The sequence below is a fragment of the Acidovorax sp. Root402 genome, from assembly GCF_001425125.1.
GTDB classification, from domain to species: Bacteria; Pseudomonadota; Gammaproteobacteria; order Burkholderiales; family Burkholderiaceae_C; genus Acidovorax; species Acidovorax delafieldii.
In genome coordinates, this window is the sequence record NZ_LMDQ01000002.1 from 1 (window position 1) to 11,970 (window position 11,970).

Annotated in this window: 11 protein-coding genes; 9 read left to right on the forward strand and 2 right to left on the reverse strand. The window is 64.4% G+C overall.

Going from position 1 to position 11,970, the window contains the following annotated elements; all coding sequences use genetic code 11:
- Window positions 1–243 precede the first annotated feature (243 nt).
- Entirely contained in the window at window positions 244–1,323 is a 1,080-nt protein-coding gene (locus ASC83_RS02780) for an MBL fold metallo-hydrolase (RefSeq protein WP_056058140.1), read from the reverse strand.
- A 125-nt stretch (window positions 1,324–1,448) separates the two neighbouring features.
- Here ASC83_RS02780 and ASC83_RS02785 point away from each other — a divergent pair, with 125 nt between their 5' ends.
- The 9 genes from ASC83_RS02785 to ASC83_RS02825 all read left to right on the forward strand — a co-directional run bounded on the left by ASC83_RS02785 (window position 1,449) and on the right by ASC83_RS02825 (window position 10,465).
- On the forward strand, window positions 1,449–1,844 hold the full coding sequence (locus ASC83_RS02785) for a MerR family DNA-binding transcriptional regulator (protein WP_056057775.1): 396 nt from the start codon (window positions 1,449–1,451) through the stop codon (window positions 1,842–1,844).
- A 48-nt stretch (window positions 1,845–1,892) separates the two neighbouring features.
- Window positions 1,893–2,348, forward strand: coding sequence for a PaaI family thioesterase (locus tag ASC83_RS02790; RefSeq protein ID WP_156379414.1), 456 nt, complete (start codon window positions 1,893–1,895; stop codon window positions 2,346–2,348).
- 41 nt (window positions 2,349–2,389) lie between these two features.
- Window positions 2,390–3,580: an isovaleryl-CoA dehydrogenase gene (locus tag ASC83_RS02795; protein ID WP_056057780.1), complete on the forward strand. Its 1,191-nt coding sequence runs from the start codon at window positions 2,390–2,392 to the stop codon at window positions 3,578–3,580.
- A 43-nt stretch (window positions 3,581–3,623) separates the two neighbouring features.
- A complete protein-coding gene (gene can / locus ASC83_RS02800) occupies window positions 3,624–4,283 on the forward strand; it encodes a carbonate dehydratase (RefSeq protein ID WP_056057784.1) in 660 nt (219 codons plus the stop codon).
- A 55-nt stretch (window positions 4,284–4,338) separates the two neighbouring features.
- Complete coding sequence (gene aceK / locus ASC83_RS02805; RefSeq protein WP_056058143.1) at window positions 4,339–6,144, forward strand: bifunctional isocitrate dehydrogenase kinase/phosphatase; 1,806 nt, start codon at window positions 4,339–4,341, stop codon at window positions 6,142–6,144.
- Window positions 6,145–6,210: 66 nt separating this feature from the next.
- Complete coding sequence (locus ASC83_RS02810; RefSeq protein ID WP_056057785.1) at window positions 6,211–7,398, forward strand: acetyl-CoA C-acyltransferase; 1,188 nt, start codon at window positions 6,211–6,213, stop codon at window positions 7,396–7,398.
- A 49-nt stretch (window positions 7,399–7,447) separates the two neighbouring features.
- Window positions 7,448–8,527: a DUF695 domain-containing protein gene (locus tag ASC83_RS02815; RefSeq protein ID WP_056057787.1), complete on the forward strand. Its 1,080-nt coding sequence runs from the start codon at window positions 7,448–7,450 to the stop codon at window positions 8,525–8,527.
- A gap of 84 nt (window positions 8,528–8,611) precedes the next feature.
- Entirely contained in the window at window positions 8,612–9,280 is a 669-nt protein-coding gene (locus ASC83_RS02820) for an SDR family oxidoreductase (RefSeq protein WP_056057790.1), read from the forward strand.
- A gap of 54 nt (window positions 9,281–9,334) precedes the next feature.
- The gene (locus ASC83_RS02825; RefSeq protein ID WP_056057793.1) at window positions 9,335–10,465 is read left to right on the forward strand and encodes an acyl-CoA dehydrogenase family protein; all 1,131 of its coding nucleotides are present in this window, start codon (window positions 9,335–9,337) and stop codon (window positions 10,463–10,465) included.
- 226 nt (window positions 10,466–10,691) lie between these two features.
- On the opposite strand, the gene ASC83_RS23800 is transcribed toward ASC83_RS02825, so the two are convergent.
- Window positions 10,692–11,879 carry a hypothetical protein gene (locus ASC83_RS23800; RefSeq protein WP_056057796.1) on the reverse strand — a complete coding sequence of 396 codons (1,188 nt, stop codon included), beginning with the start codon at window positions 11,877–11,879 and terminating at the stop codon, window positions 10,692–10,694.
- Between the last annotated feature and the right edge of the window lie 91 nt (window positions 11,880–11,970).

An 11,970-nucleotide genomic window follows, 5' to 3' on the forward strand; every position in this document is an offset into this window, starting at 1 on the left:
CGCCGATGATAGTGCGGGTTCCCGTGTGAAAGTAGGTCATCGTCAGGCTCTTACAGCCCAGAAAACCCCAGTCAGATATGACTGGGGTTTTTTGCTTTGGGGGCGCGCAAAATTATTTAGACCACCTAGGCGCCTATATCGGCTCACACGCCTTACCAGCATTGATTACCATCTATCAGTGCGGCTGAGTGTGCTATTTGATTGCTGCTCAATAAGCGCTGGCTGGCCACGCATTGAGTGCGTTTATCCACCGTTCGGTGCGCGAAATCTCTGAACCCCGACTTGGTCGAGAAAGCGCTCCAGCTTGCCATCCATCCATAGATGATGAAGATGTGCCAGCGCCTCACCCATAGCAAAAGTCATCTGGTGGGTGTCCAACTGGCGTTGAAACAGAATTGGCAAAGTATCCACAGCGCTTAGTGCGCGGCTGTGCGCGGCTTGCAAAATCTCAGTGAGCCGCTCGCGGTGATGGTCTTGTAGCTGTGCAACGCGCGTACCCAGGCCTGTAAACGGCTTGCCATGCGATGGGAGCACCAAGGTGTCTTTTGGTAGATCCAGATACCGCAAGAGCGAGGTCAAGAACAGTTGTAGCGGGTTGGCTTCTGGCTCGCTGGCGTGGACACTGACATTGGTCGAGATGCGCGGCAACACCATGTCTCCGCTGATCAAGGTGGTCAGCTCAGCGCAAAACAATGCCATGTGCTCGGGCGCGTGGCCGTAGCCGCTGATGCAACGCCAGGCGCGGCCCCCGATGTTCAGCGTGTCGCCATCCATGATTCGTCGAAAACGGGGTGGGAGAGCAGGGACCAAGGCCGGAAAATACGAAGCGCGTCCTCGCACATGGTCTAAAAAAGACGGTTCTTGTGCACCGTGCAGCGCATAAAAATCGGCCCCTGCTTCCCCGCCAAACCCCTGCGGGTCATAGATGGCGACACGCGCTACGTTGTAGTCCGTGGCACTGATCCACAAGCGCACATCCCAGCGCTCGCACAGCCAATGTGCCAGCCCGATATGGTCTGGGTGCATGTGGGTCACGATGACGCGAAGAATGGGCAAGCCCTCCATGCAGTTTGCAAATATCTGCTCCCACTGCGCGCGGCTCGCAGCGCTGTCGATGCAGCAATCCACCACGGTCCACCCGTCCACCTGCACACCGCCAGCATCCGGCTGGCGATCGCGCAGCAGCCACAGATTGATGTGATCCAGGGCAAAGGGCAGGCCCATACGGATCCAATGCACTCCAGGCGCGACCTCCAAGGTGGCGCCCTCGGCGGGCAGCGCGTCGCCGAGCGGGTAGTGGATCTGGTGTTCAAGTGGATTCATGGAGGCGGTGTGATGGGTTAGCATTGACGTTAACGTAAACGTCATGCACTCGATGCATTGTAGGGAGCTGCCGCCACGCGGCTGTCTCCTGTGCGAAACCGATACTGCTGTGTGCAGCACCCACCATGGCCAATACCTACACCATCAGCGACCTTGCCAAAGAGTTCGATCTCACCACCCGGGCGATCCGTTTTTATGAAGACATGGGCTTGCTGCAGCCTGAACGCACCGGCGCCGCAGGCCGCAACCGGGTGTACAGCGCACGCGACCGCACGCGGCTGCGCCTGACATTGCGGGCCAAGCGCCTGGGACTGTCTCTCACGGAAGCCAAGGAGATCATCGACCTCTATGACAGCCCCCGCGATACCGGTGTACAGCTCCGCAAGTTCCTGGACGTGCTGGTGGTCCATCGCAAGCAACTCGAAGAGCAAATGGCAGATCTGCAGGCCAACCTGGAAGAGGTGCGCGAGCACGAAGAAGAGGCGCGCACGCTACTGGCCAAGGTAGAAAAGCAAAATTGATCCATAATTGACGTTTACGTAAACGTAAATCAGGAGACTGCAGTGAGCATGCCCCCCTTTGAGCCGCGTTGCATTGACTTTGCTGACCGCGTGCGCGACAGCTTTGCGCGGCAAGGGGCCATGCAGACGCTTGGCGCGTCGCTGGGATTGGTGGCGCCAGGTGCTGTAGACATTGAACTCCCCTGGGCAGCCGCCCTGACCCAGCAGCATGGTTTTCTCCATGCGGGCATGGTGTCCACCGCGCTGGATTCGGCCTGCGGATATGCCGGTTTCACCCTCATGGCGGCCGGTGCCGCCGTGCTCACCATCGAATTCAAGATCAACTTGCTGGCCCCTGCCAAAGGCGAGCGATTCCGCATGGAAGGACGGGTGCTGAAGCCCGGCCGCACCATCACCGTCTGCGAAGGCCGAGCCTTCGCTATCGACGGCAACCAAGAAAAGCTGGTCGCCACCATGGGGTGCACTCTCATGGCGGTCACCGGACGCGACAGCATCCAGGGCTGAGCCCTGCCCATTTCCCTACCTTCTACGAGGAGACAAACCCCATGAGCATTCCCGCCAACCTTCCCGGCCTCAACTTCCAGCTGGGCGAAGATATCGATGCCCTGCGCGATGCCGTGCGCGACTTCGCGCAGGCAGAGATCGCTCCCCGCGCGGCCGAGATTGACCGCAACGACCAATTCCCCATGGACCTGTGGCGGAAGATGGGTGATCTGGGCGTACTCGGCATCACGGTGCCCGAGCAATATGGCGGCGCCGCCATGGGCTACCTCGCCCACATGGTGGCGATGGAAGAAATCTCCCGCGCCAGTGCGTCGGTGGGCTTGTCCTATGGCGCTCACAGCAACCTGTGTGTGAACCAGATCAACCGCAACGGCAACGAGGCACAAAAGGCCAAGTACCTGCCCAAGCTCATCAGCGGCGAGCACGTGGGCGCGCTGGCCATGAGTGAGCCCGGCGCGGGCTCCGACGTGATCAGCATGAAGCTCAAGGCCGAGGACAAGGGCGGCTACTACCTGCTCAACGGCAGCAAGATGTGGATCACCAACGGCCCCGATGCGGACACCCTGGTGGTGTATGCCAAGACCGAGCCTGAAATGGGCGCACGCGGTGTCACGGCTTTCCTGATCGAGAAGGGCATGAAGGGCTTCTCGATTGCGCAAAAGCTCGACAAGCTGGGCATGCGCGGCAGCCACACGGGCGAGCTGGTGTTCCAGGACGTCGAGGTGCCTGCACAAAACGTGCTCGGCGGCGTGAACAACGGTGCCAAGGTGTTGATGAGTGGCCTGGACTACGAACGCGCGGTGCTGACCGGCGGCCCGCTGGGAATCATGCAGTCCGTCATGGACAACGTGATCCCTTACATTCACGACCGCAAGCAGTTCGGCCAGAGCATTGGCGAGTTTCAGCTCATCCAGGGCAAGGTTGCCGACATGTACACCGTGCTGCAGGCGGGTCGCTCGTTTGCCTACACTGTGGCCAAGAACCTCGACATGCTGGGCACCGACCACGTGCGCCAGGTCCGCAAGGACTGCGCCAGCGTGATCCTGTGGTGCGCCGAAAAGGCCACCTGGATGGCCGGCGAAGGCGTGCAGATCTATGGTGGCAATGGCTACATCAACGAGTACCCGCTGGGCCGCCTGTGGCGTGATGCCAAGCTGTACGAAATTGGTGCCGGCACCAGCGAGATCCGCCGCATGCTGATTGGCCGCGAGCTGTTTGCCGAGACCTGCTGACCTGCGACAACTGATCGACCAACCCTCACACACCAAGGACCCCATGCCTTCCTCCATCGACGACCTGTTTGTTCACAACCGCGCCTGGGCGGCCCAGATGGAGCGCGAGCGGCCTGGCTTTTTCACCAGTCTGCTGGCGCAGCAGAAGCCCAAGTACATGTGGATCGGCTGCTCCGACAGCCGGGTGCCCGCCAACCAGATCACCGGGCTGGAGCCTGGTGAGGTCTTCGTGCACCGCAATGTGGCGAACGTGGTGGTGCCGACCGATCTCAACTGCCTGTCTACCATCCAATACGCGGTGGACCAGCTGCGCATCGAGCACCTGATGGTGGTGGGCCACTACGGTTGCGGCGGTGTGCTGGCCGCGCTGGAGGGTACGCGCGTGGGCTTGGCCGACAACTGGATTCGCCATGTGCAGGACGTGCGTGACCGCCACCGCGACCTGATCGCCGCCACCGCGCCTGAGTGGCGCCACGACGTGCTGTGCGAGCTCAATGCCATCGAGCAGGTGGTGAACATTGCACAGACCACCGTGATGCTGGACGCCTGGGGCCGGGGCCAGAAGGTTACGCTGCATGGCTGGTGCTACGGCCTCAAGGATGGGCTGATCAACAACCTGCACATGTCCGTGGACAGCACCGAAGGTCTGGAATCGCTGTACAAAGCAGCGATTGCCGGCGTGGCTGCTACCCGTCGGCAGTAAGCGGGGCGCCCGGCCTACGCATGCGACGGTTGCGCTGACAAGGATGCCCGCCACCATGTTCCCGCAACGCCTTGATGCGCCCCAGGCCTACGGCATTGCCAAGGCCATGATGGACGGCTTCAACCGGCATTACCGGTTGTTCCGCACCGAGTCCGCGCGCGCAAAACACCGTTTTGAAACCGCTGACTGGCACGGCCAGCAGCGGGCACAGCGCGAACGCATCGAGTTCTACGACCTGCGGGTGAAGGAATGTGTGCGCCGCCTTGAAAAAGAGTTCGAGGCCGGCGCGCAGCCGATGGATGTGTGGCACCAGGTCAAGCTGCACTACATCGGGCTGCTGGTGAACCACCACCAGCCCGAGCTGGCCGAAACCTTCTTCAACTCGGTCACCACCAAGATCCTGCACCGCACGCATTTCCACAACGACTTCATCTTTGTGCGGCCTGCGGTCAGCACCGAATACATCGAGAACGACGAGCCTGCCGCGCGGCCCACCTACCGCGCCTACTACCCCACGCGCGACACGCTGGGCGACACCTTCCAGGCCATCGTCGAGAACTTCCAGCTGCAGCGCGAATTTGCCGACCTGCCACGTGACACTGCTTGTGTGGTGGGCGCCATGCGCAGCCGGATCGACAAGGTGAGGCTGCGCACCAACTTCCAGATCCAGGTGCTCACCAGCCTGTTCTTTCGCAACAAGGGCGCGTATGTGGTGGGCAAGATCATCAACGGCTTTAACGAGGTGCCGTTTGCGCTGCCCATCCTGCACGACGACAGCGGCAAGCTGACCATCGACGCCGCGCTGTTCGGCGAAGACGACATGCAGATGCTGTTCAGCTTTGCCCGCGCCTACTTCATGGTGGACATGGAGATCCCCAGCGCCTACGTGCAGTTTTTGCGCAGCCTCATGCCGCGCAAGCCGCGGGCCGAGATCTACAACGCCCTGGGCCTGGCCAAGCAAGGCAAGACACTGTTCTACCGCGACTTCCTGTACCACCTCAAGCATTCCAGCGACCAGTTCCGCATCGCGCCGGGCATCAAGGGCATGGTGATGCTGGTGTTCGACCTGCCGAGCTTCCCGTTCGTGTTCAAGCTCATCAAGGACTACTTCCCACACCAGAAGGAAACCACGCGCGAGCAGATCAAGGCCAAGTACCTGCTGGTCAAGCAGCACGACCGCGTGGGCCGCATGGCCGACACGCTGGAGTACAGCGAAGTCGCCTTCCCCCGCGACCGCTTTGACGATGCGCTGATTGCCGAGATCGAGAAGTTCGCCCCCAGCCAGCTCGAAATCAGTGATCGAGATGGCGATGGCCAGACCGAAGTGATCATCAAGCACCTCTATATCGAGCGGCGCATGATCCCGCTCAACATCTACCTGCAGGAGGCCTTCGACACCGGCCTGGCCGACCCGCGCGCGCGCCAGCAGATGGAGCACAGCGTCATCGAATACGGCAACGCCATCAAGGACCTCGTGGCCGCCAACATCTTCCCCGGCGACATGCTCTGGAAGAACTTTGGCGTCACGCGCAACGGCAAGGTCGTGTTCTACGACTACGACGAGATTGAATACCTCACCGACTGCAACTTCCGCCGCGTGCCCACGCCGCGCAACGAGGAAGAAGAGATGAGCGGCGAGGTCTGGTACAGAGTGGGCCCGCGCGATGTGTTCCCCGAAACCTTTGGCCCCTTCTTGCTGGGCAACGACGCAGTGCGCGAGGTGTTCATGCAGCACCACGCCGACCTGCTCGACGCCGCGTTCTGGCAGTCGCACAAGGAGCGCATCCAGGCGGGTCATATGTTTGATGTCTTCCCCTACGACACGGAGCGGCGCTTTGCGCAAGGCGCTGCGGCCCGCTGAGCGCCCGCCAAAACCCCGGTTTTCGTCCCCACTTTTCCTCAGCCCCTTACCCAGGAGACCTTCACCATGTCCATCCAAGACCCCATCGTCATCGTTGGCGCTGCACGCACCCCCATGGGCTCGTTGCAGGGCGACTTCTCCAGCCTGGCCGCGCACGACCTGGGTGGCGCCGCCATCAAGGCCGCCATCGAGCGTGCCGGTGTCTCGCCCGATTCCGTGGGCGAAGTGCTGTTTGGCAACTGCCTGATGGCCGGCCAGGGCCAGGCGCCTGCGCGCCAGGCCGCGTTCAAGGGCGGCCTGCCCAAGGGTGCAGGTGCTGTCACGCTCAGCAAGATGTGCGGCTCCGGCATGAAGGCCGCGATGATGGCGCACGACATGCTGCTGGCCGGCACGCACGACGTGATGGTGGCGGGCGGCATGGAGAGCATGACCAACGCCCCCTACCTGCTGCAAAAGGGCCGCGGCGGCTACCGCCTGGGCCATGACCGCATCTTCGACCACATGATGCTCGACGGCCTGGAAGACGCGTACGAGGCAGGCCGCAGCATGGGCACCTTTGGTGAAGACTGCGCGGCCAAGTACAGCTTTACGCGCGAGCAGCAGGACGCGTTTGCCACGGCCAGCGTGCAGCGCGCCAAGGCGGCCACTGAGTCCGGCGCGTTCGCGGCCGAGATCGTGCCCGTCACCGTCAAGACCCGTGCGGGCGAGACCGTGGTGTCGGTGGACGAAGGCCCGGGCAAGGTCAAGCTCGAGAAGATCGCCACGCTCAAGCCGGCGTTCAAGAAGGACGGCACCATCACCGCCGCGTCCAGCTCCAGCATCAACGACGGCGCTGCGGCGCTGGTGATGATGCGCGAGTCCACCGCGAAGAAGCTGGGTTGCAAGCCCGTCGCCCGCATCGTGAGCCACGCCACCCATGCGCAGGAGCCCGAGTGGTTTGCCACAGCGCCCCTGGGCGCCACCCAAAAGGCACTCGCCAAGGCCGGCTGGCAAGTGGGCGACGTGCAGCTGTGGGAGATCAACGAAGCCTTCGCCGTGGTGCCCATGGCGTTGATGAAGGAATTGGACCTGCCCCATGACAAGGTCAACGTGAACGGCGGCGCCTGCGCACTGGGCCACCCCATTGGTGCCAGCGGCGCACGCATCATGGTCACGCTGATCCATGCCCTCAAGGCACGCGGCCTGACCAAGGGCCTGGCTACGCTGTGCATCGGCGGTGGCGAGGCCACGGCCGTGGCGCTGGAACTCGTCTGAGGCCGCTGGCTGGAGATGGGATGATCCCCGACTTTGTACAAGGACCGCGATGACAACTCCCTCTCCCGCCATCGGCGCCTTCTGGCGCGCGTTTTCGGATGCCCTGGCATCGCTCCAGGCCCAGCCGCTGCGCGAGCGCGTGGGGGCGGCCAATGCGCTGATCGATCAGCACCTGGAAGGCCTGGCGCTGGAGATGTCTGGCGACGATGCCGATGCCGTGGTGGACCTCATCGTCACGGCCCACGGCAGCATCGAACGGTTTCCGTTGCTGGCGCAGGTGGTGGCGGCCGCACCCGCGTTGCCGCACTACCGCGTGCGTGCGTTTCGCGAGCGCACCACGCAGCCGGACTTTCCCATCGGCATGGAAGGCTTTGAGCTGGCCACGTCCGAAGTGCTGGTGGCGCTGGAGCAGGATGGCGGGCAGGCGGCGCTGGAGATCCGCTTTGGCCGCGAGATCCCCAGCGACTACCAGGACCATGCGCGCAACATGGCATTCATCATGCTCGACCATGTGCTGGGCGAGTACGACTTTGCCGTGAAGGTGGGCGCGGTGGACTTTGTGGGCGAGCCCGGCGACACCCACACACCTTGGGTGCCGCTGAGCCAGCTGCCCCCGGTGTTCGACCGCTACTGGACCGACACCCTGGGCCGCACCGGCCACTTCCCCACGGGCGATGCCGAGTGGGACGGGCTGGAACTGCAGTTTGACTGCCCCATCGACGAGGACGGCAACGAACTGCCTCCTGACGACATCGACAGTGAAGACGCGCCCGAGACCGGCGTGGTCATGGTCAACACCAGTGCCAACGCTGTGGCCATGCGGGCCGACCTGGCCTATGCCTTCACCGTGGACCTGGCGGTGCCCGACAGCGACACACTGACCGCCGTGCAAGACCTGCACGAGCAAGCCGCCACGCTGCTCCAGGTGCCGCAGCTGGGCATTCTGGTGCTGACGCTGATGCGCGCGGGCCGCCGGCAGGCGCTGTACTACGTGAGCGACGAACAGCTGGCCAAGCAGACGCTGGCGCCCTTGCTGCTGCGCGACGAGGCGGCATCGCTGGAGCTGAAGGTGGCGTACGACCCCGCGTGGTCGGGCTATTTCGAGTACGCCGGATACCTGTCTGCCTGAGTGGGTGTCGCTGTTTTGTTTACTCCTGAATTGATAGCTGTTGGCGAATGATTCACTAGCGCTTGCGGCATATTGGGCTTGAAAATGAACTCCATACTCGTGATGGGCGCGTCCCGGGGCATCGGCCTGGAGCTGGTGCGCCAGTACACCGATGCCGGGCGCCGCGTGATCGCCACCGTGCGCGACGACGCCGGCCGCGAGCGCGTGCTGGCGCTGGGCGCCGAGGTGCTCACCGTGGATGTGGCCAACCCCGCCAGCGTGAGCGGCCTGGCCTGGCAGCTTGACGGCGAAAAGCTGGACCTGGCGCTGTATGTGGCCGGTGTCATCCGCCGCCCCAACGCGCTCACCCCACCCACGCAGCAAGACTTTGATGCCGTCATGCACACGAACGTGCTGGGCGCCATGCAGGCCATTCCGCAGGTGGCGCCTCTGGTGGCGGACGCGGGCGGCGTGTTTGCGTTTCTGTCGTCCTCCATGTCGCAGATCGGCAGCGTGCCCAACAGCGGCTCGTGGCTGTACCGCACCAGCAAGGCCGCGCTGAACATGGCCGTGGCCGCCGCGCAGCACGACTACCCCGGCGCGACGCTGGTCACCATCGATCCCGGCTGGGTGCAAACCGACATGGGCGGCGGCGGTGCGCCGCTGACGGTGGAAGACAGTGTGCGCGGCCTGCGCAGCACGCTGGCCAGTGTGACCGCTGCCGACAAGGGCCGCCTGCTGCACTACGACGGCCGCCGCGCTGCCCACTGGTAGTCCGCAAGCCACTAAGCCCCCGAATTTTTGAACAACGACTCTGGAGACACTCCCATGCTGCTGACCCAAGACCAGGAAATGATCCGTGACGCGGTGCGCGACTTTGCGCAAACCGAGCTGTGGCCGAATGCCGCACGCTGGGACAAGGAACACCACTTCCCCAAGGAGGCCCACCAGGGCCTGGCCGCGCTGGGCGCGTATGGCATCTGCGTGCCCGAAGAGTTTGGCGGCGCCCACCTCGACTACCTCACGCTCGCGCTGGTGCTCGAAGAGATCGCTGCTGGTGATGGCGGCACCAGCACCGCCATCAGCGTGACCAACTGCCCGGTCAACGCCATCCTCATGCGCTACGGCAACGCGCAGCAAAAGCGTGACTGGCTCACGCCCCTGGCGCGTGGCGAAATGCTGGGCGCGTTCTGCCTGACCGAGCCGCATGTGGGCTCCGACGCCTCCGCCCTGCGCACCACGGCGGTGAAGCAAGGCGATGAATACGTGATCAACGGCGTCAAGCAGTTCATCACCAGCGGCAAGAACGGTCATGTGGCCATCGTCATCGCCGTCACCGACAAGGGCGCGGGCAAGAAGGGCATGAGCGCCTTCCTCGTGCCCACCAGCAACCCTGGCTACGTGGTGGCGCGGCTGGAAGACAAGCTGGGCCAGCACAGCAGCGACACGGCGCAGATCAACTTCGACAACTGCCGCGTCCCCGCCGAGAACCTGATCGGTGCCGAGGGCGAGGGCTACAAGATCGCCCTGGGCGCGCTCGAAGGCGGCCGCATCGGCATCGCCGCCCAAAGCGTGGGCATGGCGCGCAGCGCGTTCGACGCGGCGCTGGCGTATTCCAAAGAGCGCGAAAGCTTCGGCACCGCCATCTTCAACCACCAGGCCGTGGGTTTCCGCCTGGCCGACTGCGCCACGCAGATCGAGGCCGCGCGCCAGCTCATCTGGCACGCCGCCGCGCTGCGCGATGCCGGAAAGCCCTGCCTGAAGCAAGCCGCCATGGCCAAGCTGTTTGCCAGCGAGATGGCCGAACGCGTGTGCAGCGCCGCCATCCAGACGCTGGGCGGCTACGGTGTGGTGAACGACTTCCCGGTGGAGCGCATCTACCGCGACGTGCGCGTGTGCCAGATCTACGAAGGCACGAGCGACGTGCAGAAGATCATCATCCAGCGCGCGCTGGCCTGAGAGGCTGAGAGTTTTTGATCCATGTCCGCCTTGCACGCCAAAACGCCCCGGCTCTTCGTTGCAAATGCTCGCCATAGCCCGAGCTATGGCTGTGCTTTGCGCCTCGATCCGAGGCGTTGTGGCGCGCCTTTCGGGCTTGGCTCAAAAACTCTCAGCCTCTGAGCCTGCGCGCCACGGTGCCCGGCCTGCGGTGTGCAGGAGGCCTTTCGGGTGCGGTCCACAACGCTCAGCCCCTGAGGCGTAACTCGCGCTCCAGCAGCGCCAGACGCTCGGGCTCGGCGTGGTGCCGGGCCACCGGCTGCACGCTGGCAAACACGGTGCGCCCCATTTCGGCGCGCCCGCTCCAGGTCAAGGCCAGCGCGTAGTCGCAGGTGCACACGGCCAGTGAGTGCCAGGCGCCCGGGGCCTTGCGCACCAGCCCCAGAAATTGCTCACACGCCTTGCCCAGGTGGCTGGCGGCCTCGCCCGCCCGGGCCGGGTCGCGCAGCGCAATCATGCCCCGCACCCAGTCGATGAACGCTTGCCCGTGGGGTGGCAGCATGGCGGGCTGCAGCGTGTCCACGAGGCGCTGCGCTTCGTCGGTGTGGCCCGCGCGGGCCTCACCCAGGGCCAGGTCCAACTGCAAAGTGGGCTCTCCCGGCCGCTGCGCCATCAGCTCGCGCAGGCGGGCGGTAAAGCCCGCATGGTCGCCCGTGGCCAGGGGCAAGGTATAGATGCGGGCCAAGAATTCGCCTTCGTCCGCCGGGCGCATGGGGTGGATGCGCAAGCGCAGGATGGCGGCGTCCACCCCTTCGGCGCGCGCCTCGAACCAGGCCATGCGCACCGCGGCGTCCCAGGCGGGCTGCCGCAAGAACGCATGCCGTTCGGCCGCGCGGGCCAGCCGCTGGGCCAGCACGTCGAGGCGGGGCAGGTCGCCCGTGGCATGCGCGTGCAGCATCTGCTGGTACGTGCGCTGAAACTGGTGCATGTAGGCAAAGACCCCCAGCGGCGCCAGCATGGCCAGTACCAGAATCCCTTGCACCCATGGGCTCCACTGGCGCCACACGGCCAGCGCCACCAGGGCCGCGCACACCAGCAGCCAGGTACGGTTGTTGCGCAGCAGCTGGCGCAGCGTGGTCCACAGGCCGGGGTTCTGCAGAGCTTCGATCTGGTCGCGCGCCAGCTGGCGCAGTGCCTTCACGTCCAGGGTGCCCAGTGCGTCGTCCGCCATCTCGGTCATCGCACGGGCATACAGCCCCGAGGTGTGCAGCTGCACCTGGGTCAGCGGGGGCTGCTGCAGCGCCGCAATGGCCTGCATGGCTTCTTCGGCCGTCTGGGCATGCACGAAGCCCTCGGTGGGGCGGCCTTGCGCATCCTGCGCCTGGTACAGCCAGCGGGGCTGGCCGGGCGGTGGGGTGGTCCCGGTGGTGGTCATGGTGTGGCTCCCTCCTCATATGACTTGCCAGCGTGTCGGTGTCGCCGGTCGTTGGCTGCGGATGGTAGGGGGCTGCGTGATCGCCGCGTGC